Genomic DNA, 25,854 nt, shown 5'->3' with positions numbered 1-25,854 from the left:
GTGCCGGGCTGGCGTTGCCCTCCGCCGACACCGTCTGAAGTGTTATCTAAAAATAATGCCGTATGTTATGCTCATGTGCGTAAAAAACAAAAGGTCTTAGTATGTTGATAAATCAAACGAGACCGGAGCATAAAGTCGTAGCGTCCAGGGAGGGGTCTGTCACCGGATTCAGTGTGGACCGACCAACTGAAATCGACGTTTCCATCGTTATCCCGGTCTATAACTCGGCGCTGACCCTCGATCGCCTGCACGCACGGCTGACGGCCGTGCTCGGCGCACTCGGTCGTCCTTACGAAATCGTCCTGGTCGACGACGGCAGCCGCGATGCCTCGTGGGCCGGGCTGGAAACCCTGCGCGCGCGCGACCCGGAGCATGTGGTGGCGGTCCAGCTGATGCGCAACTTCGGCCAGCACAATGCGCTGATGTGCGGCCTGGCGACCGCGCGCGGCGCCTTCGTCCTGACCATGGACGACGATCTGCAGAATCCCCCGGAAGAGATTCCGCGCATGCTGGCCTGCATCGAGCAGAGCGATTTCGACCTGGTCTACGGCTGCCCGAAGGAGCGCAAGCATGCCGGCTGGCGCAACATCGGCTCGAACATCGTCAGGCGCTTCTACAGCGTCGTGTTCCGCACCGCGATCACGCCGACCCCGTTCCGCGTCATGAGCCGGCAGCTGGCCAAGCGCGTGCTGTTCTATGACCTGAACTTCACCTTCCTCGACGGCCTGCTGGCATGGTGCACGACCCGCATCGGCGAGCTGGACGTCGAGCACCACGCGCGCGCCGAAGGCAAGTCGAACTACTCGATCAGCAAGCTGCTGCTGCTGTCGCTGAACCTGTACACCAATTTTTCGCTGCTGCCGCTGCAGCTGGTCAGCGGCTTCGGCTTCCTGACCGCCTTGACGGGCTTCCTGATGGGGATCTGGTTCCTGGTGCAATACCTGTTCTCGAACATCCTCGTGCCCGGCTATGCGTCGACCATCATCGCCATCCTGATCCTGGGCGGTGCCCAGTTGCTGGCCCTCGGCGTCATCGGCGAATACCTGGGACGCCTGCACCTGAACGTGAACCGCAAGCCGCAATACGTGGTGCGGCAGGTCCGCGGCGGCGACGCCGAAACGCCGGCGCAGCCGGACGGCGCTGCTGCCGAGGGTGAGGACATCGGCTTGTCGCCGCGCCTGCAGAAGTCCTACCGTGTCTGAGGCCGGGCAAGCGCACGCGGCAGTGGCGGTGGAGGCGGGCGCGCCCCCCTCGGCCCTGCACACCGCGCGGCGGCAGTTCGCCCGCTACGTCGTGGTGGGACTGGCCTCGAATTTCCTGTGCTACCTGGCCTACCTTGGCCTGGGCAAGGCCGGCATGGACCCGAAACTGGCGATGTCGATCCTGTATTGCGTGGGCGTGCTGCAGACCTTCGTGTTCAACAGGCGCTGGACCTTTGGCCAGACCGGCATGGCGCGCACCAGTTTCCTGCGCTACTGCGCCGCCTACGGCGCCGGCTACCTGGTCAATCTCGCCGCCCTCTACCTGCTGATCGACCGCTACGGCTATCCGCACCAGATCGTGCAGGCCGTGATGATCCTGGTGGTGGCCGCCATGCTGTTCGCCGCGCAAAAATTCTGGGTATTCCGTGCTCCACGCAATTCCATCGAAAAACACTGACAAGCGATTTCCCATGAAGATCCCATTCAACAAGCCCTACATGACCGGCAAGGAACTGTGGAATATTTCGCAGGCCCATGCGAGTGGACACCTTGCCGGCGACGGCCAGTTCACCAAGAAGTGCAGCGCCTGGCTCGAGCAACGCATCGGCAGCCGCAAGGCACTGCTGACGCATTCATGCACCGCCGCGCTGGAAATCGCCGCGATCCTGGCCGACCTGCGCCCGGGCGACGAAGTGATCATGCCTTCCTACACCTTCGTCTCGACCTCGAACGCGTTCGTGCTGCGCGGCGCCAGGCCGGTGTTCGTCGATATTCGTCCGGATACGATGAACATCGACGAAACCAAAATCGAGGCCGCGATCACCGAGCGCACCAAGGCAATCGTTCCGGTCCACTACGCCGGGGTGGCCTGCGAGATGGACGTCATCATGGACATCGCGCGCCGCCACGACCTGCTGGTGATCGAAGACGCCGCCCAGGGCATCATGTCGACCTACAAGGGCCGCGCGCTGGGCAGTATCGGGCACCTGGCCGCGCTGTCCTTCCACGAAACGAAGAACATCATTTCCGGTGAAGGCGGCGCGCTCCTCATCAACGATGCCGCATTCGCCGAGCGTGCCGAGATCATCCGCGAAAAAGGCACCAACCGCAGCCAGTTCTTCCGCGGCCAGGTGGATAAATATACCTGGGTCGATATCGGCTCGTCCTACCTGCCGGGCGAGATCGTGGCGGCCTTCCTGTGGGCGCAGATGGAAGAGGCGGACGCCATCAACCGGCGCCGGCTCGATATCTGGGACCGCTATCACGCCGCCTTCGCGACGCTGGAAGGGGACGGCAAGGTGGTGCGCCCGGTGCTGCCGCAGGACTGCACCCACAATGCCCACATGTACTACCTGATGTTCCCGGACCTGGCGGCGCGCACGCGCGTGATCGAACGCCTGAAGGCGCGCGGCGTCCAGACGGTATTCCACTACATTCCGCTGCATTCTTCGCCGGTAGGGAAGGAGCTCGGCCGGGCGGCCGCCGACATGCGCAACACCGACAGGGCAGGCGAATGCCTGCTGCGCCTGCCGCTATGGCTGGGCCTCGAAGAGCAGCTCGACGAGGTGATCGCCGAAGTGCGCAGCGCGATCCTCGAGGGCTGATCGCGCCGGGTGCGGCGCGGGACCTGCCCGCGCCGGCCTGCGCTGCTAGGCGTTCCCGGACGCCAGGTAGGCCTGTTCCAGAGCGAGCAGATCGCGCTTTCTTTCCTTGATGCGCTTGGCGGGAATGCCCGAGTACACGCCCCAGGGTTCGGTCGACTTGGTCACCATGGCCATCGCGCCGACCGAACAGCCCTCGGCCAGGTGCACGCCGGGGAAAATCAGCGAATTGGTCCCGATGATGCAATGGCGCCCGATCCGCACGGCCGCCTTGCGTTCCTTCTTGTATTCGGCCGGCACGGTGGGATTGGTGAGCGTGGCGCCGGTGTAGTCGTCGCTTTGCGAAAACACGTGGCAACCATAGGCCAGTCCCGAGAAGTCCTCGAAGCTGATGCCTTCCGAGCCCCCGGCGACGTTGCAGAACACGGCGATGTGAACGTTGCGGCCGATCGTGACCTTGCCCGAGACGACGCAGAAGTCGTCGATCCGCGCATGGTCGCCGAGCTCGACCCGATCGGGGTTGTAGATCACGGCCTTGTCGCTGATCTTCACATTCTTGCCCAGGTGCTTGAAACCCATTGCGGCCAGCTGTTCTGTCGTCAAAAACGCCATGATGGTCTCCTATGTGGCGCCGCTCGGTGCGGCTGTGCGTTGATTATTGCGGGCCCTGCGGCGCAAGCGGTGCGTAGATCTGGTAAGCATTGCCATTGGTCGCCGACAGGGGACCCACGCGCCGGTAGTTGGACAGGATCCAGCGGTATATCAGCGGATGGGTTTGGCTGTAGCGCAGCGTCTCGTTGCCGTCGAGGGCATGGTCCGACAGCATCACCAGGCGCGGCGGACGGGCGCGCAGGCGCGCCAGTTCGGCTTCCTCGAAGGCCGGGTCGCGCGCCCACAGCGAGTAGATTTCCCAGATCGGCATGCGTTCCTGGTGGATGGCGTAGATGCCGGGCGCCGCGGGGACGGCCAGGAAATTGGCGCGCGCCTCGGGCGCGGCAGCCAGCACGCGATCGAAATCCTGCAGGATCGCTTCCTCGCCCGGGAACACCTTGAGCGTGCTGCCGTTGATTGAGATGCTCGCCAGCGGCTTGCCGAACACCAGGTTCGACAGCTGCGGCTTTTCGAGGGTGAGGGTGAGCACCGACAGGCCCACCAGCATCAGGGAGGCGAGGACCGGGCGCTTCAGCGCGCTGCCGAGGCCGAGGAGGACCAGCAGCAGCGGCACGATCGCCAGTGCCAGATGGATCAGGTCGGCGCGGGAATAGGCGTAATGCGCGTACGGGATCGCCGCCAGCGCGGCGCACAGGATCAGTACGTCTGCCGGCGTGTAGCGTGCGAGCGGCTTGCGCAGGCAGGCGAGCAGGGCCAGCACCGGTACGGCCAGCAGGGCGATGAAGCCGAATCCCTTGAAGGCGTTGAAGGCCCAGTAGACCCAGCCCAGCTCGGCCGCGGAATAGGTCCAGGGCCAGGGGACGGGCAGGCCGATGTTGGTCGCGCCGCTGCCGATCATCTCGCGGATGGTCGCGACGAAGGCCGGGCCGAAACCCTCGGCGAACATGGCAATCAGGAAGGTTGGGCTGAATCCGGCGACCGTGCCGGCAATGTAGGCGCCCGCAGGGGCGAGCAGGCCGCGGTCGCGCTGCCTGACGGCCAGGATCGCCAGCAGGGCGAGGGCGGCGACGGCGCCGTATACGCCGTGATTCCTGCCCATGACGGCCGAGGCGCCGAGGATCAGGCCGGCGTAGAACCAGTGCCTGCTGCTCTGCGAGCGCAGCATCAGCACCAGCATCGCGACGATCAGGATGCTGGTGCCATAGTCGAACACCTTGTAATAGGGATAGACCCACAGGTTCAGCACCACCGAGGCGAGGACGGCACAGGCGATCTTGCGCCACGTCGCCATGTCTTGCTGGCAGGCTTGCAGTACCAGAAGGACCCCGACCGGGATGGTGCAGACCTGAAACAGGCCGGCGCCGAGGCGCGCGACGGCGATGCCCTGGTCGCCGCACAGCCACATGACAGCCGCGCTCCAGGCGTAGCGGCCAAGGTCGTAGGCCATGAAGTCGCGCATCGGGATTTCGCCGTGCAGCATGCGCTGGGCGCCGTACCAGTAAAAACCTTCGTCGGCGATATCGAAGCCATAGCGCCAGGTAAGGAGGAGCCAGGCGATCGTGGTGAGGGCGCCGACCGTCAGGGCAAGCCACGGCGTGTTGGAGGAGTTAACTTTGTTCAATGGGTTTTCCATACGTTGAATGACTGGTTTCGCGACCCATTGGCGCATTGCAAACTCGAAAGTTATATCCTCAATGAAATGATCTTAGCATACATCCAACATTGTGTTGTCAAAATGCTTTGTTTTGTGAGTGCCGGCAAGGCATCTGCGGTCGCCCCCATGCGAGGGGGATTCGGCGCCGGCAGCGTTTTTGGAGAGGATTGGCGACCTATAATTATTTCCTGAAGAAAACGTTAAGGAATACATATGAAACTCTCCCGCCTGTTTGCCGCCGCCTTCGTGGCGATCCTGCTGTTCGCCAGCCACGCCGGCGCTAATGCCGCGCCACACGGACGCGTCGTCCTGTCTGACGCGGCGTAGCCGGCCACGTCCGCAAACGATAACGGCCGCTCGATGCGGCCGTTATGCATTGGAAAGGGGGGGGGGGCTGCTCAGCCGATCACGTAGCGCTTGGAGGGGCCGCTGCCGATCGCCTGGCCGCTGGCGCCGTAGACGCCGCCGGCTTCAGGCCCGGCCGGCATGCGCAGTGCGTTCAGCACGCCCTGGTTGTGCGCCAGCTGCTTGTTGATCAGCATGCCGTTGACGCGGTTGAGTTCCTTGGCTTCGCGCGCCAGCGCCAGGAGCTCTTCCCACTGGGCCCGCGCCTCCTCGCTGCCGCCCACGGCCAGCCAGGGCTCCATGCCGGCTTCCGAGCCTTCGCAGCCGGCCGCCAGCAGCGCCGCGTGGCGCTGCGCCGACAGTTCGGCGAGCGCCTGCAGCAGTGCGTTCTTGCGGGGAGTGGTTTGCGCCAGCCCATCGGCGTCGGCTGCGACGAGCAGCTGCTGTTCCTGTTTCATCAGCTCGATGAGGGAGCTGACGTGCTGTACTTCTTGAGGGACGGTCGTGATTGGGCTGGTGGGCATGAAGGTTTATCGCTTGCGTGAATGGAGCAAGTCGCGCACGGTGTCGAGCAGGCCGTCGGCGACTTTCTCGGAGTTGACCTGGAACTGGCCATCGGCGATGGCCATCTTGATGCGTTCGACCTTCTTGGTGTCGAACACGCCGTTGTTGCCGCCCACGGCGCTGGCCATGGCCTGGCCGGCCGAGGACAGGCGCACGCTGTCGGTGGCTGCCGGGGTCGGGGTCGATGCGGCGGCGGTGGACGTCGTGGCCGCCTTGTCGGCGCCGCGCGCGTTCGCGGTGCCGTTGGTATTGGTCGGCTGAAGGCCTGGGTTGCTTTTGAGGGTATCGTTGATTTTCACAGCATCATCCTTCTCTGGTCGGAGCCGGAAACTCCGGTATCTGCTTCGTGTATCGGCAAGGATTTCACAAACTTTAGCGCAGAAGAAGGTGGTCGAATGAAAATATGCGGTTTCGCTGCTAAAGGCGTCAGATCGCCACTTCGATGATGCCGCCGGCGCGCGCCGTGCCGCTTACCACGGTGCCCGCCTGGGTGCGCGCTTGCGCCACCTGGCCTTCACCGGCATTGCTGATTGCGCGCGCTTCGCTCGATACCGAGAAGTTCGTGCCTTTCGTCACCAAGCGTACCGCCTGGCCCTGCTGCACCACGGGCTTCGATTTCAGCGTATCGAGGCGCAGCGGCGTACCGGCGGGCAGGGAAGCGGTCGGCGTGCGGCCGATCGCCTGGCTCATGTCGGTGATGATGCCGTTCGGCATGGCGGCAATGTCGCCCTTCATCATGACGAGCTGGCTCGCATCCACCGGCTGGCCCTGGGCCAGCGGCACCGCGGCCGCGACGTAATCCGCCACCACGTTCACGGTGGCCTGAATATACACCGTCCACTGGGAAGGCAGCGTGCAGCGCACCCCGACCGTTGTTTTTCCCCACGCCCGCGCGCCCGGCTGCTGGAAGGCTTCCGGCGCCGGGCAGCTGGCCAGGCTGGTGCGCGGGTCGACCTGGCCGACCTTGACCGTCACCTGGCCCGGCAGGCCGGCGGTCTGGGTCTGCAGGTATTGCTCGACGACCGTGCGCAGCGCCGGCAGGTTCTGGCGCTGGAGAGCGGACTGGGCCTGTTGCGCGCACGCGAAGGGCGCGCAAACGAGCAGGAAGGCGGCAAGGCTGCGTTTCATGGAAAAGTCCGGCAGGGAAAACTGGGAATGCTGCCATTGTAGGCAGCGTGATTCCGTAGTGAAACTTTGAATAGCCGGGGTTTGGCGGTCTTTATCGATCGATTGGGAAGTGTTGCCTGTCCGTATCATCGGTGCTGTCCCAACAAGTCTCGCCAGGAGGCGGCATGATCGGCAAGATCGACCAGTACCTGAGTTTCAACGAAACAGCCCTGTCCCTGCGTGCCCAGCGCCAGGAACTGCTGGCGTCGAACATCGCCAATGCCGACACGCCGAACTACAAGGCGCGCGACATCGATTTCAGCAACGCGCTGCAGAACGCCCTGGCCGGCAAGACCGGCAATCCGGCCCAGCTGGCGACTACTGCACAGAACCACATCGGCCGCGGCAAGCCGGGCGGCGACCTGCTGGCGAACGGCACCCCGGTGCTGTACCGCGGCGAAGTGCAGGGCAATGTGGACGGCAACACGGTCGACATGGACGTGGAGCGCAACCAGTTTGCCGACAACGCGCTGCGCTATGAGGCGGGGATCACGATGATCAACCACCAGATCAAGGGCCTGCTGGCGGCCATCCAGGGTCAATAAGGTTAATTTATGTCGCTCTTCAATATCTTCAACGTTTCCGGTTCGGCCATGAGCGCCCAGGCCCAGCGCCTGAACACCGTGGCTTCCAACCTGGCCAACGCCGACAGCGCCACCAGCCCCACCGGCGAAGCCTACCGCGCCAAGGCGGTGGTGTTCGAGGCCGTGCCCCAGCAGTCCGGCGCCACCGCCGTGCGCGTGCGCGAAGTGGTCGAGGATCCGTCGCCGCTGAAGCAGGTCTACGATCCCAAGCACCCGATGGCGGACGAGAAGGGCTATGTCTCGATGCCGAACGTGAACGTGGTGGACGAGATGGTCAACATGCTGTCGGCCTCGCGTTCCTACCAGACCAACGTCGAGACCATGAATGCGGCCAAGACCATGCTGCTCAAGACCCTGACCCTCGGTCAATAACCAAGACTAGACCATGACCACTGTCACCAACACCACCGGCACCGCGAACATCAACGACCTGATGTCGACCATGAACGGCAAGAAGGCCGAAGTCGACGGCGTCGAAGCCGATACCAACAAGTTCATGACCCTGCTCGTCACCCAGCTGAAGAACCAGGATCCGCTGAACCCGCTCGACAATGCCCAGGTCACCAGCCAGCTGGCCCAGCTCTCCACCGTTACCGGCGTCAACAAGCTGAACGCCACCCTGGAATCGCTCAAGACCAGCTACCAGTCGGCCGAAGCGATGCAGGCGACCAACCTGATCGGCCATGGCGTACTGGTCGAAGGCAACAAGCTGGGCCTGAGCCAGGGCAAGGCCATCCTTGGCGTGGAGCTCGAGAGCGACGCCGACAAGGTCGAGATCGAGATCACCAGCGCCAAGACCGGCAAGGTGGTCGCCACCATCGACCTCGGCGCCCAGGAAGCCGGCGTGCTGCCGGTCGCCTGGGACGGCGTGCCCGACCCGGACGACCTGGATGCCGACGGCAAGGCGAAGGTGCTGCCGGACGGGACCTATACCTATCGGATCAATGCGACGCGCTCTGGCGAAGCCCTGACCGATGCCCGGGCGCTGTCCTTCGACAGCGTTGCCAGCGTCACCACCAACAGCAAGGATGGCGTCAAGCTGAACCTGCCGGTCAAGGGTGTGGTCACCATGGCCGACATTAAACAAGTTCTGTAAGCCGAGCCGCTTACTTCGCACCACTTATTTTCAGGAGCAAACCATGTCTTTCCAACAAGGCCTGAGCGGCTTGAACGGCGCAGCCAAATCCCTCGACGTCATCGGTAACAACATCGCCAACTCGAGCACGGTCGGCTTCAAGGGCTCGACCACCCAGTTCGCCGACGTCTACGCCAGCTCGCTGAACGGCGCCGGCGGCATCTCGGCCGGTATCGGCGTGAAGGTGGCCAACATCGCCCAGCAGTTCACGCAAGGTAACGTGGAAGCCTCGAACAACCCGCTCGACATCGCCATCAACGGCGCCGGCTTCTTCCGTACCGAAGCCTCGGGCATCGTGCAGTACAGCCGCAATGGCCAGTTCTCGCTGGACAAGAACGGTTTCCTGATCAACGCCCAGGGCGCCAAGCTGACCGGCTACGGCCTGAACCAGAACGGCCAGCTGGTGGCCGGCACCCCGACCCCGCTGCAGATCGACACGTCCGACCTTGCGCCGGTGACGACCACGGCGGCGAAGATCGAGCTGAACCTCGACTCGCGCAGCCTGAACCCGACCAATTCGCCCTTCAACGCGGACGATCCGACCACCTACAACAAGCAGGTGCCGATGAGCGTGTACGACACGCTGGGCAATGCCCACACGATGTCGACCTACTACGTCAAGACCGGCCCGGGCACCTGGGACGTGTACGCCGCCAACGACGGCACCGAAGTGACCAACCTGGAAGTCGCCAGCGCCGCCACCGGCACCGGCCCCACCTTTACTGCGGTGAACAATGCCCGCGCCGCCTGGGAAGCCGCGACCAAGGCCGTACCGCCGGTGCCGGCCACCATTGCCGCCGCGCTGAACACCTATGCCACCGCTGCCGCAGCGATGGTGAGCGCTGCTGCCGGCGGTGCCGGCGCGACTACCACGCACCAGACCGAGATCACCACCGCCGCCACCAATGCCGCGGCGGTGCCGGGCGCGACCCCGGACGAGATCGACGCCGCCATGACCAAGACTGTCAAGGTGAAGGCGCTCCCGGTCGGCAAGCTGGTGTTCGACACCAACGGCGGCCTGAACAAGGCCCTCACGGAGGATGCCGCCGGTACGGCGGGCGGCAAGTTCGCCATCAGTCTGCCGGTCTTCCCGTCGACCGGCTCCGAGAACACCATGCCGATCACGATCGACTTCGACGGCACCACCCAGTACGGCACCAAGATGAGCGAGAAGAAGCTGAGCCAGGACGGCTATGCGGCCGGCACCCTGCAGCGCTTCAGCACCGGTACCGACGGCACGATCCTGGGCCAGTACAGCAACGGCCAGACCAAGCCGCTGGGCCAGGTGATCCTGGCCAACTTCACCAATCCGAACGGCCTTGAGCCGCTGGGCAACAACGCCTTCGCCGAATCGTCCAACTCCGGCGTGCCGCTGCTCGGCACCCCGAACTCGGGCAGCTTCGGCGTGCTGCAGCAATCGGCGGTGGAAGCTTCGAACGTCGACCTGACGGCTGAACTGGTCAACATGATCACGGCGCAGCGCGTGTACCAGGCGAATGCGCAGACCATCAAGACCCAGGACTCGGTGCTGCAGACCCTGGTGAACCTGCGTTAATGCATGATTTGACCGCGTGGGCAGGGAACCTGCCCACCCTACAGCAGCCACAAACGTAGGGTGGGCGGGTCTCCCGCCCACGCGTTCAGCCAGCATAAGCGCAGCCGTACAATAGAGAGAACAAAATGGACCGCCTGATCTACACCGCCGCCAGCGGCGCCAAGCACATCCTGGAACAGCAGGCCACGACCTCGAACAACCTGGCCAACGTGAACACCACGGGCTTCCGCGCCCAGCTGGACGTGTTCCGCGCGGTGCCGGTGCAGAGCGAAGGACTGCCCACGCGCGCCTTCGTGGTCAATTCGACACCGGCGGCGGACTTCACGGCGGGCGCGCTGCAGGTCACGGGACGCGACCTCGATGTCGCGATCAAGGGGCAGGGCTGGTTCGCGGTGCAGATGCCGGACGGGACTGAAGCCTATACCCGCAACGGTTCCCTGCAGACCAGCCCCAACGGCCTGTTGACCACCGCCGGCGGCGCCACCATCGCGGGCGAGGGCGGTCCGATCACGATCCCGCCGGACGTGACCATCACCGTGGGCGGCGACGGCACCATCTCGACGATCTCGACCACCGACCAGCCGGCAGCCGCCAATATCCTGGGCCGCCTGAAGCTGGTCAATCCACCGACGGAGAACATGGTGCGCGGCGACGACGGCCTGTTCCGCCTGAAGGATGGCGGTACGGCCCAGCCGGACCCGGCGGTGAGCGTGGCAGGCGGCGCCCTCGAGGGCAGCAATGTCAGCGCCGTCGATTCCATGGTCAACATGATCAACCTCGCACGTTCTTTCGAGACACAAATGAGCCTCATGAAGAACGCCGAGAATAACGCGATGAAAGCCACCCAGATCCTCGCTTTGAATTGATAGTTGCTCCAGCATAATTCTCCTGTACGTGGCGGACTTCGTCTGCCGCCTTAAGGAGAATTCCATGATCCGTTCGCTGTTTATCGCCAAGACCGGCCTCGAAGCGCAGCAGACCAACCTCGACGTCATTTCGAACAACCTCGCCAACGTCAGCACCAATGGCTTCAAGCGCTCGCGTGCGGTGTTCGAGGACCTGCTGTACCAGAACATCCGCCAGCCCGGCGCCCAGTCCTCGCAGCAGAGCAACCTGCCTTCGGGCCTGCAGATCGGTACCGGTGTCCGCACCGTCGCCACCGAGCGCATCCACACCCAGGGCAATCCCCAGCTGACCGGCAACTCGAAGGACGTGATGGTCAACGGCTCGGGCTTCTTCCCGGTCCTGCTGCCGGACGGCACCCAGGCCTATACCCGCGACGGCTCCTTCCAGACCGACCAGAACGGCCAGCTGGTCACCTCCAGCGGTTTCGTGATCCAGCCCGCCATCACCATCCCGGCCAATGCCGAGTCGATCACCGTCGGCCGCGACGGCACCGTGTCGGTCAAGCTGCCGAACACCGTGGCCCCGACCCAGGTGGGTTCGCTGCAGCTGGCCACCTTCATCAACCCGGCCGGCCTCGAGTCGCGCGGCGAAAACCTGTACGTCGAGACCGGCGCATCGGGCAACCCGAACCTGAACGTGCCGGGCACCAACGGCTCGGGCGTGCTGATGCAGGGCTATGTCGAATCCTCGAACGTCAACGTGGTGGAGGAAATGGTCAACATGATCCAGACCCAGCGCGCCTACGAGATCAACAGCAAGGCGATCACCACGTCCGACCAGATGCTGCAGAAGCTGTCGCAGCTGTAAGCAAGAGCATGAGCATGAAAACCATCTTCGCCGCGGCCGCGCTGGTCGCCATTGCCGGGTGCTCGACCACCCCGAGCACCATCGTGCAGGGGCCGACCTCGGCCCGCCCGATGCTGGTGCAGACCGCGCCGCCAAGCGATGGCGCGATCTACAACGCCAACAGCTACCGTCCGATGTTCGAAGACCGCCGTGCGCGCCACATCGGCGACCTCTTGACCGTGAACATCACCGAGCGCACCTCGGCCGGCAAGTCGGGCGCCAGCACCGGCAGCAAGTCGGGCAGCGCCAGCTTCGCCGTGCCGGGCCCGCTGCAGGCGCGCATCGGCGCCAACGTGGGGCTGGAAGGCGCGAACAAGTTCGCCGATGCCGACACCCAGAGCGCGTCGAACAATTTTTCCGGCACGATCGGCGTCACCGTCACCGAGGTGCTCCCGAACGGCAACCTGATCGTGGCCGGCGAGAAGCAGGTCGCCATGAACAAGGGCGTCGAGTTCATCCGCTTCTCGGGCATGGTCGCGCCGGACACCATCCAGCCGGGCAATATCGTCTCCTCGACCGTGGTGGCAGACGCCCGCGTCGAATACCGCACCAACAGCCGTGTCGACCGCGCCGAACTGAGCAACATGTTCTCGCGCTTCTTCCAGTCGATGCTGCCGTTCTGAGGATCGTTGTCATGAAACTCGCTTCCATCGCTTTCGTCTGTGCCGCACTGCTCGGCGCCGCGCCACTGGCCCAGGCCGAGCGCATCAAGGACCTCGCCAGCATCGCCGGGGTGCGCCAGAACCAGCTGTCGGGCTACGGCATTGTCGTCGGCCTGGACGGCACCGGCGACCAGACCAGCCAGACGCCCTTCACCGTGCAGTCGATCCAGGCGATGCTGCAGCAGAAGGGCATCAACCTGCCGCCGGGCACCCAGCTGCAGCTGAAGAACGTCGCGGCCGTGATGGTCACGACCTCGCTGCCGGCCTTTGCCCAGCCGGGCCAGGCCATCGACATCACCGTGTCCTCGATCGGTAATGCGAAGAGCCTGCGCGGCGGCACCCTGCTCATGACGCCGCTGCACGGCGCTGACGGCCAGGTGTATGCCATGGCCCAGGGCAATGTGCTGGTGGGCGGCGTCGGCGCCCAGGCGGGCGGGGCGCAGGTGCAGGTCAACCACCTGTCGGTGGGCAAGATCTCCGGCGGCGCCACCGTCGAGCGCGCCGTCGCCTCGAACCTGGGCGCGGACAACCAGATCCGCCTGGAACTGAACCAGACCGATTTCTCGACCGCCGCGCGCGTGGTGGAAGCCATCAACGACCAGTTTGGCGCCGGCATCGCCACCGCCCTGGACGGCCGCGTGATCCGGGTGCGCACCCCGTCCTCGAGCGACCAGCGGGTTGCCTTCATCGGCCAGCTGGAAAGCATCGACGTCGCGCGCGCCAAGGATGCGGCCAAGGTCATCATGAATGCCCGCACCGGTTCGGTCGTGATGAACCAGGCCGTAATGCTGGACAACTGCGCAATCTCGCACGGCAACCTGACCGTGACCGTGGGCGCCGACACCAACGTCAGCCAGCCGCAGGCCGGCTCGCGCGGCGTCACCGCCGTGACCCAGACCAATTCGGTCGACGTCAAGAAAGACCCGGGCCGCGTCCTGATGATCAAGGGCGGCGCGTCGCTGGCCGAAGTCGTCAAGGCCATGAATGCGATCGGCACCACTCCGCAAGACCTGCTGGCGATCCTGCAGGCGCTCAAGGCCGCCGGTTCGCTGCGCGCCGAACTCGAGATCATCTAATCAGCAACAAGGCACCCCATGATCGGCTCTCCTTCCACTGACCTGACCAGCAAGTTCGCCCTCGACACCAAGGGTCTGGGCGAACTCAAGCAAGGCGCCAAGAACGGCTCGCCCGCCGCGCTGAAGGAGGCCGCGACGCAGTTCGAAGCCATGTTCATCAACATGATGATGAAGAGCATGCGCGACGCGACGCCGCAGGAAGGGCTGATGGACAACCAGCAGTCCAAGATGTTCACCGGCATGCTGGACCAGCAGATGAGCCAGAACCTGGCCAAGCGCGGCATGGGCCTGGCCGACGTGCTGACCCGCCAGCTGACCTCGAACCAGGTGGGCGCCCAGGCGCTCGCCATCGGCGCCGACGGCGTGGCCGCGGGCAAGGCGGCGGCTGCGGCATCGGCCCTGGCGCCGCTCGACGGCAGCATGCGTCCGGGCATGGACGCGGCCACCATGCTCAAGACCGGCGCCACCCAGCCGGGCGCGCCGGCGCTGCCCTACACCACGGATAGCGGCCGCATCCAGGCGCCGCACGTGCGCGCCTTCCAGGAAAAGCTGCACGTTCACGCCGCCGCGGCAGAGCGCGCCACCGGCGTGCCGGCCAAGTTCATGCTGGGCCAGGCGGCGCTGGAAAGCGGCTGGGGCAAGCGCATGATCCGCAACGCCGACGGCACCAGCAGCAACAACCTGTTCGGCATCAAGGCCGGCCCGGGCTGGAAGGGCAAGGTCGCCACCGCCGTCACCACCGAATACGTCAACGGCGTGGCGCGCCAGAAGGTCGAGCGCTTCCGCGCCTACGACACGCCGGCGGATTCGTTCAAGGATTACGCCAACATGCTGGCCCGAAACCCGCGCTACGAGAAGGTGCTGGCCAGCGGTGGCGACGCGACCGCTTTCGCCCACGGCCTGCAGCGCGCCGGCTATGCCACCGACCCGATGTACGCGGCCAAGCTGACGCGCATCATCAAGAATTCGTTGGCATAAAGACACGATCAAGTTTTCCCAAAATCTGCCGTTGATGGATTAGTCAGAGAAAGAATACGCATATGTCCGGTAACCTCCTCAGCATTGGCAAGAGCGGCCTGTTCGCGGCGCAGGCGGGCCTGGCCACGACCGGCCACAACATCACCAACGCCAGCGTCGCCGGCTACAACCGCCAGGTCGTGGTGCAGGCCACCGGCCCGATGCTCGACACCGGCGTCGGCTTCCAGGGTACCGGCACCCAGATTTCCCAGATCAAGCGCTACAGCGACGAGTTCCTCAACTCGCAGGTGCGCAGCGCCCAGTCCAGCAAGAGCGGGCTGGATTCCTATTATTCCCAGATCAGCCAGATCGACAACATGCTGGCCGACCAGACGTCCGGCCTGTCGCCGGCGCTGCAGGGCTTCTTCGAAGGCCTGCAGGACATGGCGCGCAACCGTGCCTCGCTGCCCTCGCGCCAGTCGATGCTGTCGGCTTCCGACACCCTGGCAACCCGTTTCCAAGCCCTCGACACGCGCCTGGACGAGATCCGCGACGGCGTCAACGGCACCATCGAGTCCAGCGTCACCCTGATCAACTCCTACGCCCAGCAGATCGCCGACCTGAACGACCAGATCGGTACCTTCGCCGCCGCCCAGCAGCGCGCGCCGAACGACCTGCTCGACAAGCGCGACCAGCTGGTGATGGAACTGAACACCCAGGTCAAGGCGAACGTGACCCCGGGCGACAACAACAGCCTGACGATCTCGATCGGCAACGGTCAGCCGCTGGTGGTCGGCCAGCGTACCTTCCAGCTGGCGGCGATCGCCTCGCCGACCGACAAGGGCCGGATCGAAGTCGGTTACGTGGCCGGCAACAAGGTCTCGGTGCTGGGAGACAACGCGCTGTCCGGCGGCACGCTCGGCGGCGCCCTCGAATTCCGCAGCAAGACGCTCGACCCTGCCCAGAGCGCGCTGGGCAAGGTGGCGATCGGCCTGGCCATCGAGTTCAATGCCCAGCACAAGCTGGGCCTGGACCAGAACGGCCAGCCCGGCAAGGATGTCTTCAACGTGGCCGAAGCCTTCGTCGGCAAGAACATCAACAACGCGCAATCCAGTACCGCGGCCGTCAAGGCCATCGTCAGGGATCCGGCCAAGCTGGTCGACAGCGACTACAAGGTCAAGTACAACGGCAGCGGCTACGACGTGATCCGCCTGTCCGACAACAAGCCGGTTGTCCTGACCGGCACTCCGCCAAGTGCCGACGGCATCGAATTCAACATCACCGGCAGCGGCGCCGCGGGCGACGAATTCCTGGTGCGCCCGACCGTCGGCGGCGCCGCCAACTTCAAGCTGCTGCTGAATCCCGGCGACACGGAAAGCATCGCCGCGGCCGCGCCGATCGCCACCAGCTTCCCGAACACCAATACCGGTACCGGCAAGATCAGCGAAGGCAAGGTCGATGCGGGCTTCCTGACCAGCGGCGTATCGCTGCCGGTCACTCTGAGCTTCCAGAGCAACGCCACGACCGGCACCCTGTCCGGCTTCCCGGCCGGCATGGCGGTCCGCGTGACCAATGCGGCCGGCGCGTTCATCGACTACCCGGCGCCGGCCACCAACGTCGCCTTCACCGCCGGCTCCACGTACAGCTTTGGCGGCATGAGCGTGACGATGACGGGCGCGCCCGGCAACAACGACAGCTTCAAGATTGCCAGCAACAAGGACGGGATCGGCGACACCCGCAACGTCGGCCTGCTGGGCGAGCTGCAGACCAAGAACATCTTCAACAAGAACACCGCGACCATCCAGTCGTCCTACGCCCAGCTGGTCAGTACGGTCGGCAACAAGACCCGCGAGGTCCAGGCCAACGGCGAAGCCGCCGAGGCCTTGCTGACCCAGGCCAAGGCCAGCGCCTCCGACGTCTCGGGCGTGAACCTGGACGAGGAAGCCACCAACCTGATCAAGTACCAGCAGGCCTACCAGGCCGCGGGCAAGGTCATGCAGATTGCCGGCACCATCTTCGACACCCTGCTGTCGATCGGCCGCTGACGATTAAGACGAAAACGATTACGAGGCATTCATGCGCATCAGTACCCTGTCGATCTACGGCAACGCCACCTCCCAGCTGAACACGCTGCAGAGCGCACTGGCGCGCACCCAGATGCAGCTGTCGACCAACCGCCGCATCCTGACCCCGGCCGACGACCCGGTGGCCTCGGCGCGTGCGCTCGAAGTGAGCCAGTCGAAGGCGATGAACGAGGGATTCGCCAGCAACCGCGCCAGCGCGCGCTCCTCGCTGGCGGCAGTCGAAGGCGCACTGCAGAATGCCGGCAACCTGCTGCAGGACATCCAGGAACTGGCGGTCAAGGCCGGCAACGGCAGCATGCTGCCGCAGGACCGCGAAGCCCTTGCCATCGAGCTGGAAGGGCGCCTGGACGACCTGCTGGGCGTGGCCAACACCACCGACGGCGCCGGCGGCTACCTGTTCTCCGGCTACAAGGCGACCACCCAGCCCTACACCCGCACGCCGACGGGCGCTGACTACCAGGGCGACCAGGGGCAGCGCCAGCTGCAGGTCGGCGCCTCGCGCAAAATTCCGCTGTCGGCTTCCGGCACGGCCGTGTTCGACGCCAACCCGACCGGCAACGGCGCCTTCCAGACCCAGGCCGGCGCGCTCAACACCGGCGCCGCCATCATCTCCTCGGGCGCGGTGGTCGACCGCGACCTGGTCAACGATGACCTTTCGTACAAGCTGACTTTCTCGGTGGCGCCGGGCACCCCGCCACAGACCACCTACACGGTGTACGACACCACCAGCGGCACCGACGTCGCGCTCGCGACCCATACCGGCATTCCCTATGAAGACGGCAAGACCATCAGCTTCGGTGGCCTGAGCTTCGACATCAAGGGTGTGCCCGCCAATGGCGACGTCTTCACGGCCGAGCCGAGCAAGAACAAGTCGGTCTTCGAGACGGTGACCGAGCTGGTCGCCGCGCTGCGCGCCCCGGTCGACGGCTCGACCGGCAAGGCGGCCCTCACCAACAGGCTCAATACCGCGATCGACAACCTGAAGGGCGCCCACGACAACGTGCTGACGGTGCAGGCCTCGGTCGGCGCGCACATGAAGGAACTGGACTACCTCGACAGCGCCGGCGACGACCTCGACATCCAGTACGCCGCCACCCTGGGCGACCTGCAGGACCTCGACATGGTCAAGGCGATCTCGGACTTCTCGATGCAGCAGAACACGCTGCAGGCGGCGCAAATGTCGTTCAAGACCATGTCGGGCCTGTCGCTCTTCAATTACCTGTAATTCTCAGCCGCCGGCCCGCTTCGGGGCATGGCCGAGCTTGCCGAGCGTGTCCATCACCAGGTCGCAGTGCTCGCCCTGGATCTCGATCACCCCATCCTTGACGGTGCCGCCCGAACCGCAGGCGGTACGCAGCTGCTTGCCCAGCAGGGCGAGGGCGGTGGCGTCGAGCGCCAGTCCTTTCACCAGGGTGACGCACTTGCCGCCGCGGCCCTTGGTCTGGCGCGATACGCGCACCACGCCATCGCCCGCAGGCAGGGCCTTCGCCTTGCAGGTGCACTGCGCGACCGGATTGCGGCATTCCGGACACATGCGTCCGCTCTCGGTGGAATACACGAGGCCGCCGCTTGAACTTCGTTTCATGTCGATCCAGATGGTTGCGGGGCCGCCAGTATAGACCGGTCAGCGGTATTCCGGCCTGGTCGACAGGGCCACGACGGCGCTGCCGGCAGCGACGATCAGTGCGTCTTCGATCAGGCCGCTCTTCGTCTGCCCGATGCTGGCCATCGCGCGCTTGCGGCCGGCCAGGGTCAGGTAGGCGAGGGGAACCGCGGTAGCGACCGCCGCGGCCGCGCCAGCCCGTTCCCGGCCGGGCGCGGCCAGTGCGGCGCCGGCGATCCCGGCGCTCATGACCCGCGCCAGCAGGCCGAGGAAAACGGTACGGTCGGGCGCCGTTTTCATCTTGTCGCCCAGTAGTTCTCCCACGCCCATGGCCAGTGCGCCGTACTTGAACAGCGGGCGATCCAGCAGGAACAGTTCTCCCGGCGTAGCACGGCCCTTGAGGCGTGCCGTCGCGATCGTGGCCATCGGCGTCATCGAACGGGCGCTGGCGACGGCGCCGATTAGGAAGGAAGGGAGCAGGCTGCGAATAGACATTTGGAAACTCCTGTGCGGGTGGCAATCGATGACTCGACTGTAGCCGGGCGAGCGCCGGCGTGTCGCCACGCAAGCCTGCTAACCCGCCTGGCGTCCAGTGGCGCGCAGCGTCTTCAGTTCACGGTGCAGCCAGTCGCGGCTGGGCAGCGTTTCGCCGCTGCCGCACTTGACCCGGTAGGACCGGCCGGAAAAGCTGCTTTTCGATGCCGCTAGATCGATGAACTGCTCGGCGCTCTGCAGCGTCTCGCGGCGGCCTTCGATGTAGTCGAGCTTGCGCAGCAGGTGCTTGCTGGCATCGGCGCCGCTGTGCCAGCTGCCGTTGCGTTCGAACTGGCAGCCGGAATTGCTCATCTTCGCCATCAGGCCGTCGATCTCGGCGCGGATGGCGGGTGGGGTGGGGGCGGCGTTCGCGTTCAGGCAAACGGCGGCCAGGACGCTGGAGGCAAGGAAGCGGATGGTCGGCATGGGAATCGCAGGAAGCTCTGTTGTCGCCACCCTAACCGAAAATCCAGTTTCGCGCGTGCCGCTACCTAGCCGGGCGCGGGCGTGGGGACGGAAGGCGCCGGTGGCGGCGCCGCATTGCGCTGCAGGCCGGCACGCGGCACCGCGCGGCCGGCTTCGATGCCCTCGTTGAACAGGTTCACGATCGGCATGCCGAGGTAGGGCATGGCCAGGCTCAGGGTCAGGAAGCCGACACCCAGGGTTACCGGAAAGCCGATACCGAAGATGTTCAGCTGGGGCGCGGCGCGCGTCAGGATGCCGAGGGCCACGTTGGTGACGAGCAGGGCGGCGATGATCGGCAGCGACAGCTGCAGCCCGCTCGAGAAGATCTTGGCGCCCCAGCGCGCCAGCTCCAGCGGGGCATTGCCCGAGAACGGCGTGGCGGAAATCGGCATCGCATGGAAGCTCTCGGCCAGCGCCGCCAGCAGCACCAGGTGCGCGTTCACCGCCAGGAAGGCCATGGTCGCCACCAGCGTCAGGAACTGTGCCACCGCCGCCGAGCGGCCGCGGGTGGACGGGTCGAAGAATACGGCAAACCCCAGGCCCATGGTCATGCTGGCCACCTCGCCCGCGTATTCGATGGCGGCGAACACGATGCGCATGGCGAAGCCCATGGCCACGCCGATCAGGAGTTCCTTTACCAGGATCAGGATGCCGGCCCAGGAGCTCGGGTCGACGGCCGGGATCTCGGGCACGGTGGGCGCGATGACGGACGCGAGCAGCACGCCGAGCGCGACCTTGATCGACATCGGCACGCCGGCATTGCCGAACAGGGGCGCGGAGGCGACCAGGCCGAGGATGCGGGTGAGCGGCCAGATCAGGCCCGCGATCCAGGCGTTCATCTCGCCCGTGGTCAGGCTCAACATGCGATTAGCCGATCAGTCCCGGGATGCTGGTGAACACCTGGCGCATGTAGTCGAGCATGGTGGACAGCATCCAGGGCCCGGCCACGACCAGGGCGATGAAGATGCCGACCAGCTTCGGGATGAAGGACAGGGTCGCTTCGTTGATCTGGGTTGCGGCCTGGAAGATCGAGATGATCAGGCCGATGATCAGCGCCACCAGCAGCAGCGGGGCCGACACCATCAGCGTGACTTCCATCGCGGTGCGGCCCATGGTCATGACGGATTCGGGAGTCATGCTCGCTCTCCTAATAGAAACTCTGGGTCAGCGAGCCGAGCAGCAGCTGCCAGCCGTCGACCAGCACGAACAGCATCAGCTTGAACGGTAGCGAGATGACCGCGGGCGACATCATCATCATGCCCATCGCCATCAGCACCGAGGCCACCACCATGTCGATGATCAGGAAGGGAATGAAGATCGCGAAGCCGATCTGGAACGCGGTCTTCAGCTCGCTCGTGACGAAAGCCGGGATCAGCACGCGCAGCGGCACGTCTTCCGGACCCTGCAGTGCGGGCGAGCGCGAGATCTTGACGAACAGCGCCAGGTCGGACTGGCGGGTCTGCTTGATCATGAATTCCTTGAGCGGCACCACGCCGCGCTCCATGGCCTCGCTCATCTGCATCTTGTTCTGCTGCAGCGGCAGGTAGGCTTCCGTATAGATGCGGTCGAAGGTCGGGCCCATCACGAAGAAGGTCAGGAACAGCGCCAGCCCCACCATCACCTGGTTCGGCGGCGCGGTCTGGGTGCCGATCGCCTGGCGCAGCAGCGACAGTACGATGATGATGCGGGTAAAGGCCGTCATCATCAGGAGTGCGGCCGGCAGGAAGGTCAGCGCGGTCAGCAGGATCAGGGTCTGCACCGGCAGCGAGTAGGCGGTGCCGCCGCCCGCGGCCGGGCTGGTGGTGAAGGCGGGGATGCCGGGCTGGGCCAGGGCGGCCAGCGGCAGCAGCGCCAGGCCGGCGCCCAGCAGGAGTCGCTTCACAGCTTGATTATTTCGCATTACGGTTGTCTATCGTTTTCTTGAGCCAGTCGCCGAAGCTGCCCGCGCTAGCTGCGTGGGCCGCCAGTGCAGCCTGCGGCGCCACATCGTGCTGGCGCGGCATGGTGGCCAGGGCGTTCACGCGTCCCGGCGCTGCGCCGACGACGATCCACTGGTCGCCCACTTCCACCACCATGATCCGCTCGCGCCCGCCGATATTCAGGGCGCCGACCAGCCGGATGTTGGCGCTCGCGCCCATCGCGCGCGGACCGTAGCGTTTCATGAACCAGGCCAGGGCGAGCAGCAGGCCGATCACCAGCACCAGGGCCATGATGGTCTGCAGCAGGCCGCCGCTTGCCGGGACGGCGGAGCCAGGCATCACCACTTGCGGCGGACGCTGGCCGGGAACCGGAGTGCTCACCGGCGGGGTGGCGGGCTGTTCGGCGGCCGGCGCGGGCGGGCTTTCCACCGCTGCCGGGCCGGGCGCCTGCACCGGCGTCGAGACCGGGCCGGACGGCGCCGGACGGGCCGGCGTGGCCGGGCGGCCGGTGGTGGTGGCGCCGCGCGGCAGGGGCTGGGTTTCCTGCGAAGCGGGCGCCGGGACGGGAATCGGTGCAGTGGCCGCGGGAGCTGGCTGTGCTTGTGGCGCTGCCTGTGGTGCAGCTTGATGCTGGGCAGGGGCCTGATCCGCAACGACGGGTGACGCACAGGCTGCCAGAGGCGCAAACATCAGCACAGCGGCGATCCGTAGGGTGGGCGGCTTTGCCGCCCACGCGGTGATCGTTAGACGATGAAAAAGCGCACAGGCAGATCTCGCCAGGTTTGAACGCGTGGGCGGGAGACCCGCCCACCCTACGATGGGATTGCGATTGGCGACGTTGCGCGAAGTCATTTATTCAGTTTTCTGATCCGTTCCGATGGGGTAATGATATCAGTCAGACGGATACCGAACTTGTCGTTCACGACCACCACCTCGCCCTGGGCGATCAGGCAGCCGTTGACGAGCACGTCCATCGGTTCGCCCGCCAGGCCGTCGAGCTCGACCACCGAGCCTTGGGCCAGCTGCAGCAGGTTCTTGATCGCAATCTTGGTGCGGCCAAGTTCCACGGTCAGCTGGACCGGGATGTCGAGGATGAAGTCGATGTCGTTCGGCGTTTCGTTGCGCGCGCCCTTGTTCGAGAAATCCTTGAACACGGCCGCGCTGGCGGTGGCCTGCTGTTGCTGCTGGCGTTCGAGCGCCGCTGCTTCGGCCGCGGCCTGCTCGGCAATCGCCGCGCCCCAATCGTCGTCGAGGCTTTCCTGGTCGTCCTGGGTGTCAGACATGTTGCTCTCCTGTGTCGCCCGCGGCCAGCGCAGGCGGATTCATACGTTATGTGTGCGCTTACTTGTTGAAGTTGTCGCTGTTGGCCAGCAGCTTCTCGACCTTCAGGGCGTACTGGCCGTTGAAGACACCGTAGCTGCAATCCATCACCGGCACGCCGTCGACCGTGGCCTGCAGCATTTCCGGGACCGTGATCGGGATGATGTCGCCGATCTTCATGTTCAGGATCTCGTCGAAGTTGGCGCGGCCTTCGCCCAGCACCGCGACCAGCTCGACCTCGGCCACCTGGATCTGCTGGGTCATCAGGCGCACCCAGCGCTTGTCGACTTCCAGCGCTTCGCCCTGCAGGCTCGAGGTCAGCGCATCGCGGATCGGCTCGATCATCGAGTAGGGCATGCAGAAGTGGATCTGGCCCGACACCGAACCGAGTTCGATGGTGAAGGTACAGGACACCACGACCTCGTTCGGGGTCGCGATGTTGGCGAACTGCGTGTTCATTTCAGAACGGATGTACTCGAACTCGACCGGGTACACCGGCTCCCACGACTTGGCATAGGCTTCGAACACGATGTCGAGGATGCGCATGATGATGCGCTGCTCGGTCTGGGTGAAGTCGCGGCCTTCCACGCGGGTGTGGAAACGGCCGTCGCCGCCGAACAGGTTGTCCACCAGCAGGAACACCAGGCCCGGGTCGAACACCATCAGGGCCGTGCCGCGCAGCGGCTTCATGTGGATCAGGTTCAGATTGGTCGGCACCACAAGGTTGCGGATGAACTCGCTGTACTTCGAGACCCGCACCGATCCGACGGACACTTCCGCGCTGCGGCGCAGGAAGTTGAACAGGCCGACCCGCAGATACCTGGCGAAACGCTCGTTGATGATCTCGAGCGTCGGCATGCGGCCGCGGACGATCCGCTCCTGCGTCGCCAGGTTATAGGTGCGAACTCCCGAGGTGTCTTCAGGCGTCGCAATGTCGTCCTGATCGCCGTTGACCCCTTTGAGGAGGGCATCGACTTCTTCCTGTGAGAGGAAATTATCAGCCATGGTACGTCAGCTTACTGGATGATGAACGAAGTAAATAGTACGTCGGTTACTTCCTGCTCGTCGCCGTCTTTCTCGAAAGGTTCCTGCACGATTGCCTGGATTTCGGCAGCGAGCTGCTGCTTGCCTTCGACCGTGCTGATTTCCGATGCCTTCTTGCCCGACAGGAGCAGCAGCACGCGGTTGCGCACGATCGCCATATTGTCCTTGACCAGGGTCGCCTGTTCGGCGCCCGCCACCTGCAGCGTGAACTGGACCTGCAGGTACTGCTCGCCGGTTTCCGGCTGCAGGTTCACGGTAAAGGCCTCGACCGGCACGTATTCCGACTTGGCTTCCGGATCCTTGTTTTTCTTCTTTTTCTTGGATTCCTTCGGGCTGTCGTGTTCGGCCGCGGCATCGCCTGCCCCATGCATGAAATACCAGGCCGCACCGCCGCCACCGCCGAGCAGCAGCACGGCTGCGGCGGCGATCACGACCAGCTTTTTCTTGGAGCCGGCCGGGGCTGCTGCCGCTGCGTCTGCTTTCGGGTCGGCCTTCATTTTCGGGTTCGCTTTCAAGATGCCTCTTTACTGCCTAAAAGAATGTGTCCGTCATTATGGCATTATCGCGGGGAAACAAAACCCGCCAAGCCCCGAAAAGAGGGGATTAGGGGTGCTTATCCCGCTGATTGTTGCGCGGACGTGTTGACGGTTTAACAGGCGCTCAAGCGAAGGTATCGACCAGGCCGTTGTCGCCCAGGGCCACGCTGCGCGTCGCTGGACGGGCGGCATTGTCCTCACTCACCGCGTTCGTGCCGCCATTGCCGAAACCGCTGGCGCCGCCCTGATTGCGGCGCTCGCCATCCTGCTGTGCCTGGCGGCCATCTGGCATGCCGGCATCCACCGTCGCATTACCCAGCGCGATGCCGCTCTCGCCCATCATCTCGCGCAGGCGCGGAATGGCGTTTTCCAGGGCCTGGCGCACTTCCAGCTGGTTCGAGGAGAAGGCCACGCTGGCCCCATCGTTGCTCACGTTCAGCACCACCTGCACCGGACCGAGGTCCGGCGGGTTCAGCGTCAGTGTGGCGGCCTGTTCCTTGCCGACCATGTACACGATGCGCTGGCTGACCTGGTTGTCCCAGGCCTGGCTACCCACGCGCGCCGGGATGCGATCGGCCGGCACGGCGGTCGGGTTGGCCAGGGTCTCGAGCTTGGCGGCCTGGGCCTGCAGCTGGGCAGGGGCAGGGGCCGGCGCCTCGACGGCCGCCATGGCCTGCGCGCCCCCTTCGCGGACCACGGCCGCGCCTTGCTTGCCCGGCTCGGCCTGGACGGCAGCCTGGGCTGTCTGCTGCAGGCTGCGCAGGTCGGCCGTCTCGCCCGCTGCCGGCTGCACACCGGCAGCCAGCGAGAAGCCGCCGGCTGCCGCTTCGCCGTCGGTAGCGGCCGGCAGGGCAGGGGCGGTCGCGACGGCGACGGCGTCGGCGCTGGCGCTGGTGTCGAGTTTCGCGAATGCGGACTGGAGCGCGGCGAGCTGCAGTTCGGCGCCGCCGGCAGCGACGCTGGCGGCAGGGGCCTGCGCCGCCACCGGCGCGGCAACGACCGGTGCAGCCGGGGCCGGCTGGGTCAGGCTGGCCATGAAGGCGAGCATGTCGGTGACGGGCGTCGTTGCTGCTTCCGCGGCTGCAGTGGCCGATTCGGCAGCGGCTGCGGCATCCTTGGCCGGGTCGGCGGACTCGGTGCCCGCAGCTGCGCCCTGGGCGGTGGGCGCCGGCGCATCGGGCGCCGCATCCTTTTGCTTGGCCGGCTCGCGCGCCGGGGCTTTCGTACCTTGGGCCGCCGGTTTGTCCGCCGCCTTGTGTGCCGTGGCCGGCTTGTTGGCCGGGGCGGCCGATGGCGCCATGGTCGGTGCGGCGGAGGGCGCCATGGTCGGCGCCATCGCGCGCGACAGGGTGGCGCCGAAGCCTTCGCCTTCCGGCGCCTGCACGCCCGCGGCAGCGTTGCGTTGCGGCTGGGCCAGGGTGCTCGCGCCGGAAACCTGGAACGGAAGGGTGGTCGTCTGCATCGTCATGGTGAATCTGCCTGG

The 25,854-nt window shown here is 65.4% G+C and carries 30 protein-coding genes; 14 read left to right on the top strand and 16 right to left on the bottom strand.

From position 1 onward, the window contains the following. Nucleotides 1-173: 173 nt before the first annotated feature. The 3 genes from LK539_RS02715 to rffA are packed head-to-tail and all read left to right on the top strand — an operon-like array spanning nucleotide 174 to nucleotide 2,806. Nucleotides 174-1,202, top strand: coding sequence for a glycosyltransferase (locus tag LK539_RS02715; protein ID WP_227799367.1), 1,029 nt, complete (start codon nucleotides 174-176; stop codon nucleotides 1,200-1,202). Further along, nucleotides 1,195-1,659, top strand: a complete 465-nt coding sequence (locus LK539_RS02710; protein ID WP_227799366.1) for a GtrA family protein — start codon at nucleotides 1,195-1,197, stop codon at nucleotides 1,657-1,659. The genes LK539_RS02715 and LK539_RS02710 overlap by 8 nt, the downstream gene beginning before the upstream one ends. Before the next feature lie 13 nt (nucleotides 1,660-1,672). After that, nucleotides 1,673-2,806, top strand: coding sequence for a dTDP-4-amino-4,6-dideoxygalactose transaminase (rffA, locus tag LK539_RS02705; RefSeq protein ID WP_227799365.1), 1,134 nt, complete (start codon nucleotides 1,673-1,675; stop codon nucleotides 2,804-2,806). A gap of 45 nt (nucleotides 2,807-2,851) precedes the next feature. Here rffA and LK539_RS02700 read toward each other — a convergent pair whose 3' ends face one another. The 5 genes from LK539_RS02700 to flgA form a co-directional block, all read right to left on the bottom strand. Next, nucleotides 2,852-3,415, bottom strand: a complete 564-nt coding sequence (locus LK539_RS02700; protein WP_227799364.1) for a DapH/DapD/GlmU-related protein — start codon at nucleotides 3,413-3,415, stop codon at nucleotides 2,852-2,854. Nucleotides 3,416-3,458: 43 nt separating this feature from the next. Beyond that, nucleotides 3,459-5,036, bottom strand: coding sequence for a hypothetical protein (locus tag LK539_RS02695; RefSeq protein ID WP_227799363.1), 1,578 nt, complete (start codon nucleotides 5,034-5,036; stop codon nucleotides 3,459-3,461). Between the two features lie 431 nt (nucleotides 5,037-5,467). Further along, on the bottom strand, nucleotides 5,468-5,938 hold the full coding sequence (locus LK539_RS02690) for a flagella synthesis protein FlgN (RefSeq protein WP_227799362.1): 471 nt from the start codon (nucleotides 5,936-5,938) through the stop codon (nucleotides 5,468-5,470). Nucleotides 5,939-5,944: 6 nt separating this feature from the next. Beyond that, the gene (flgM, locus tag LK539_RS02685) at nucleotides 5,945-6,277 is read right to left on the bottom strand and encodes a flagellar biosynthesis anti-sigma factor FlgM (RefSeq protein WP_227799361.1); all 333 of its coding nucleotides are present in this window, start codon (nucleotides 6,275-6,277) and stop codon (nucleotides 5,945-5,947) included. 127 nt (nucleotides 6,278-6,404) lie between these two features. Further along, a complete protein-coding gene (gene flgA / locus LK539_RS02680) occupies nucleotides 6,405-7,106 on the bottom strand; it encodes a flagellar basal body P-ring formation chaperone FlgA (RefSeq protein WP_227799360.1) in 702 nt (233 codons plus the stop codon). A 164-nt stretch (nucleotides 7,107-7,270) separates the two neighbouring features. Between flgA and flgB the strand changes: the two genes are divergently transcribed. The 11 genes from flgB to flgL all read left to right on the top strand — a co-directional run bounded on the left by flgB (nucleotide 7,271) and on the right by flgL (nucleotide 18,175). Continuing rightward, nucleotides 7,271-7,690 carry a flagellar basal body rod protein FlgB gene (gene flgB, locus LK539_RS02675; protein ID WP_227799359.1) on the top strand — a complete coding sequence of 140 codons (420 nt, stop codon included), beginning with the start codon at nucleotides 7,271-7,273 and terminating at the stop codon, nucleotides 7,688-7,690. 9 nt (nucleotides 7,691-7,699) lie between these two features. Then, nucleotides 7,700-8,101, top strand: a complete 402-nt coding sequence (gene flgC / locus LK539_RS02670; protein WP_159702469.1) for a flagellar basal body rod protein FlgC — start codon at nucleotides 7,700-7,702, stop codon at nucleotides 8,099-8,101. Between the two features lie 13 nt (nucleotides 8,102-8,114). After that, on the top strand, nucleotides 8,115-8,825 hold the full coding sequence (locus LK539_RS02665; protein WP_227799358.1) for a flagellar hook assembly protein FlgD: 711 nt from the start codon (nucleotides 8,115-8,117) through the stop codon (nucleotides 8,823-8,825). Nucleotides 8,826-8,868: 43 nt separating this feature from the next. Beyond that, the gene (locus LK539_RS02660; RefSeq protein ID WP_227799357.1) at nucleotides 8,869-10,419 is read left to right on the top strand and encodes a flagellar hook protein FlgE; all 1,551 of its coding nucleotides are present in this window, start codon (nucleotides 8,869-8,871) and stop codon (nucleotides 10,417-10,419) included. Between the two features lie 125 nt (nucleotides 10,420-10,544). Continuing rightward, on the top strand, nucleotides 10,545-11,285 hold the full coding sequence (gene flgF, locus LK539_RS02655; RefSeq protein ID WP_227799356.1) for a flagellar basal-body rod protein FlgF: 741 nt from the start codon (nucleotides 10,545-10,547) through the stop codon (nucleotides 11,283-11,285). Between the two features lie 64 nt (nucleotides 11,286-11,349). Next, the gene (gene flgG / locus LK539_RS02650) at nucleotides 11,350-12,132 is read left to right on the top strand and encodes a flagellar basal-body rod protein FlgG (RefSeq protein ID WP_227799355.1); all 783 of its coding nucleotides are present in this window, start codon (nucleotides 11,350-11,352) and stop codon (nucleotides 12,130-12,132) included. Nucleotides 12,133-12,146: 14 nt separating this feature from the next. Next, on the top strand, nucleotides 12,147-12,794 hold the full coding sequence (locus LK539_RS02645; RefSeq protein WP_227799354.1) for a flagellar basal body L-ring protein FlgH: 648 nt from the start codon (nucleotides 12,147-12,149) through the stop codon (nucleotides 12,792-12,794). A gap of 11 nt (nucleotides 12,795-12,805) precedes the next feature. Then, nucleotides 12,806-13,909 carry a flagellar basal body P-ring protein FlgI gene (locus LK539_RS02640; protein ID WP_227799353.1) on the top strand — a complete coding sequence of 368 codons (1,104 nt, stop codon included), beginning with the start codon at nucleotides 12,806-12,808 and terminating at the stop codon, nucleotides 13,907-13,909. Between the two features lie 18 nt (nucleotides 13,910-13,927). Further along, entirely contained in the window at nucleotides 13,928-14,887 is a 960-nt protein-coding gene (gene flgJ / locus LK539_RS02635; protein WP_227799352.1) for a flagellar assembly peptidoglycan hydrolase FlgJ, read from the top strand. A gap of 62 nt (nucleotides 14,888-14,949) precedes the next feature. Then, complete coding sequence (gene flgK, locus LK539_RS02630; protein ID WP_227799351.1) at nucleotides 14,950-16,911, top strand: flagellar hook-associated protein FlgK; 1,962 nt, start codon at nucleotides 14,950-14,952, stop codon at nucleotides 16,909-16,911. A 31-nt stretch (nucleotides 16,912-16,942) separates the two neighbouring features. Further along, the gene (gene flgL, locus LK539_RS02625) at nucleotides 16,943-18,175 is read left to right on the top strand and encodes a flagellar hook-associated protein FlgL (protein ID WP_227799350.1); all 1,233 of its coding nucleotides are present in this window, start codon (nucleotides 16,943-16,945) and stop codon (nucleotides 18,173-18,175) included. A 3-nt stretch (nucleotides 18,176-18,178) separates the two neighbouring features. Here the strand turns inward: flgL and LK539_RS02620 are convergent, their stop codons facing one another. The 11 genes from LK539_RS02620 to LK539_RS02570 form a co-directional block, all read right to left on the bottom strand. Continuing rightward, nucleotides 18,179-18,535: a translation initiation factor Sui1 gene (locus LK539_RS02620; protein ID WP_227799349.1), complete on the bottom strand. Its 357-nt coding sequence runs from the start codon at nucleotides 18,533-18,535 to the stop codon at nucleotides 18,179-18,181. 39 nt (nucleotides 18,536-18,574) lie between these two features. Further along, complete coding sequence (locus LK539_RS02615) at nucleotides 18,575-19,048, bottom strand: hypothetical protein (RefSeq protein WP_227799348.1); 474 nt, start codon at nucleotides 19,046-19,048, stop codon at nucleotides 18,575-18,577. A 78-nt stretch (nucleotides 19,049-19,126) separates the two neighbouring features. Further along, complete coding sequence (locus LK539_RS02610; RefSeq protein ID WP_227799347.1) at nucleotides 19,127-19,513, bottom strand: DUF5329 domain-containing protein; 387 nt, start codon at nucleotides 19,511-19,513, stop codon at nucleotides 19,127-19,129. A 65-nt stretch (nucleotides 19,514-19,578) separates the two neighbouring features. Beyond that, nucleotides 19,579-20,415: a flagellar biosynthetic protein FliR gene (gene fliR, locus LK539_RS02605; protein ID WP_227799346.1), complete on the bottom strand. Its 837-nt coding sequence runs from the start codon at nucleotides 20,413-20,415 to the stop codon at nucleotides 19,579-19,581. 4 nt (nucleotides 20,416-20,419) lie between these two features. Beyond that, nucleotides 20,420-20,689: a flagellar biosynthesis protein FliQ gene (gene fliQ, locus LK539_RS02600; protein ID WP_227799345.1), complete on the bottom strand. Its 270-nt coding sequence runs from the start codon at nucleotides 20,687-20,689 to the stop codon at nucleotides 20,420-20,422. A 10-nt stretch (nucleotides 20,690-20,699) separates the two neighbouring features. Beyond that, complete coding sequence (gene fliP / locus LK539_RS02595; protein WP_229520561.1) at nucleotides 20,700-21,452, bottom strand: flagellar type III secretion system pore protein FliP; 753 nt, start codon at nucleotides 21,450-21,452, stop codon at nucleotides 20,700-20,702. Continuing rightward, entirely contained in the window at nucleotides 21,442-22,161 is a 720-nt protein-coding gene (gene fliO / locus LK539_RS02590) for a flagellar biosynthetic protein FliO (RefSeq protein ID WP_227799343.1), read from the bottom strand. Before fliO ends, fliP begins: the two co-directional genes overlap by 11 nt. 158 nt (nucleotides 22,162-22,319) lie before the next feature. Next, on the bottom strand, nucleotides 22,320-22,754 hold the full coding sequence (gene fliN / locus LK539_RS02585) for a flagellar motor switch protein FliN (RefSeq protein WP_227799342.1): 435 nt from the start codon (nucleotides 22,752-22,754) through the stop codon (nucleotides 22,320-22,322). 58 nt (nucleotides 22,755-22,812) lie between these two features. Then, a complete protein-coding gene (fliM, locus tag LK539_RS02580) occupies nucleotides 22,813-23,796 on the bottom strand; it encodes a flagellar motor switch protein FliM (RefSeq protein ID WP_227799341.1) in 984 nt (327 codons plus the stop codon). An 11-nt stretch (nucleotides 23,797-23,807) separates the two neighbouring features. Further along, nucleotides 23,808-24,332 carry a flagellar basal body-associated protein FliL gene (fliL, locus tag LK539_RS02575; protein ID WP_227799771.1) on the bottom strand — a complete coding sequence of 175 codons (525 nt, stop codon included), beginning with the start codon at nucleotides 24,330-24,332 and terminating at the stop codon, nucleotides 23,808-23,810. Nucleotides 24,333-24,495: 163 nt separating this feature from the next. Next, nucleotides 24,496-25,839: a flagellar hook-length control protein FliK gene (locus LK539_RS02570; RefSeq protein ID WP_227799340.1), complete on the bottom strand. Its 1,344-nt coding sequence runs from the start codon at nucleotides 25,837-25,839 to the stop codon at nucleotides 24,496-24,498. Nucleotides 25,840-25,854 lie beyond the last annotated feature (15 nt).

This window comes from Massilia sp. IC2-476 (assembly GCF_020707295.1).
Lineage (GTDB): Bacteria > Pseudomonadota > Gammaproteobacteria > Burkholderiales > Burkholderiaceae_D > Telluria.
This window is presented reverse-complemented; position numbering and strand designations above follow the sequence as displayed.

Bases quoted from the DNA above. Each gene is read 5' to 3' on its own strand.
- rffA (WP_227799365.1), top strand. From the start codon at position 1,673: ATGAAGATCCCATTCAACAAGCCCTACATGACCGGCAAGGAACTGTGG.
- LK539_RS02700 (WP_227799364.1), bottom strand. From the start codon at position 3,415: ATGGCGTTTTTGACGACAGAACAGCTGGCCGCAATGGGTTTCAAGCAC.
- LK539_RS02690 (WP_227799362.1), bottom strand. From the start codon at position 5,938: ATGCCCACCAGCCCAATCACGACCGTCCCTCAAGAAGTACAGCACGTC.
- flgA (WP_227799360.1), bottom strand. From the start codon at position 7,106: ATGAAACGCAGCCTTGCCGCCTTCCTGCTCGTTTGCGCGCCCTTCGCG.
- flgB (WP_227799359.1), top strand. From the start codon at position 7,271: ATGATCGGCAAGATCGACCAGTACCTGAGTTTCAACGAAACAGCCCTG.
- flgC (WP_159702469.1), top strand. From the start codon at position 7,700: ATGTCGCTCTTCAATATCTTCAACGTTTCCGGTTCGGCCATGAGCGCC.
- LK539_RS02665 (WP_227799358.1), top strand. From the start codon at position 8,115: ATGACCACTGTCACCAACACCACCGGCACCGCGAACATCAACGACCTG.
- LK539_RS02660 (WP_227799357.1), top strand. From the start codon at position 8,869: ATGTCTTTCCAACAAGGCCTGAGCGGCTTGAACGGCGCAGCCAAATCC.
- flgF (WP_227799356.1), top strand. From the start codon at position 10,545: ATGGACCGCCTGATCTACACCGCCGCCAGCGGCGCCAAGCACATCCTG.
- flgG (WP_227799355.1), top strand. From the start codon at position 11,350: ATGATCCGTTCGCTGTTTATCGCCAAGACCGGCCTCGAAGCGCAGCAG.
- LK539_RS02645 (WP_227799354.1), top strand. From the start codon at position 12,147: ATGAAAACCATCTTCGCCGCGGCCGCGCTGGTCGCCATTGCCGGGTGC.
- LK539_RS02640 (WP_227799353.1), top strand. From the start codon at position 12,806: ATGAAACTCGCTTCCATCGCTTTCGTCTGTGCCGCACTGCTCGGCGCC.
- flgJ (WP_227799352.1), top strand. From the start codon at position 13,928: ATGATCGGCTCTCCTTCCACTGACCTGACCAGCAAGTTCGCCCTCGAC.
- flgK (WP_227799351.1), top strand. From the start codon at position 14,950: ATGTCCGGTAACCTCCTCAGCATTGGCAAGAGCGGCCTGTTCGCGGCG.
- flgL (WP_227799350.1), top strand. From the start codon at position 16,943: ATGCGCATCAGTACCCTGTCGATCTACGGCAACGCCACCTCCCAGCTG.
- LK539_RS02620 (WP_227799349.1), bottom strand. From the start codon at position 18,535: ATGAAACGAAGTTCAAGCGGCGGCCTCGTGTATTCCACCGAGAGCGGA.
- LK539_RS02615 (WP_227799348.1), bottom strand. From the start codon at position 19,048: ATGTCTATTCGCAGCCTGCTCCCTTCCTTCCTAATCGGCGCCGTCGCC.
- LK539_RS02610 (WP_227799347.1), bottom strand. From the start codon at position 19,513: ATGCCGACCATCCGCTTCCTTGCCTCCAGCGTCCTGGCCGCCGTTTGC.
- fliR (WP_227799346.1), bottom strand. From the start codon at position 20,415: ATGTTGAGCCTGACCACGGGCGAGATGAACGCCTGGATCGCGGGCCTG.
- fliQ (WP_227799345.1), bottom strand. From the start codon at position 20,689: ATGACTCCCGAATCCGTCATGACCATGGGCCGCACCGCGATGGAAGTC.
- fliP (WP_229520561.1), bottom strand. From the start codon at position 21,452: ATGCGAAATAATCAAGCTGTGAAGCGACTCCTGCTGGGCGCCGGCCTG.
- fliO (WP_227799343.1), bottom strand. From the start codon at position 22,161: ATGTTTGCGCCTCTGGCAGCCTGTGCGTCACCCGTCGTTGCGGATCAG.
- fliN (WP_227799342.1), bottom strand. From the start codon at position 22,754: ATGTCTGACACCCAGGACGACCAGGAAAGCCTCGACGACGATTGGGGC.
- fliM (WP_227799341.1), bottom strand. From the start codon at position 23,796: ATGGCTGATAATTTCCTCTCACAGGAAGAAGTCGATGCCCTCCTCAAA.
- fliL (WP_227799771.1), bottom strand. From the start codon at position 24,332: ATGAAGGCCGACCCGAAAGCAGACGCAGCGGCAGCAGCCCCGGCCGGC.
- LK539_RS02570 (WP_227799340.1), bottom strand. From the start codon at position 25,839: ATGACGATGCAGACGACCACCCTTCCGTTCCAGGTTTCCGGCGCGAGC.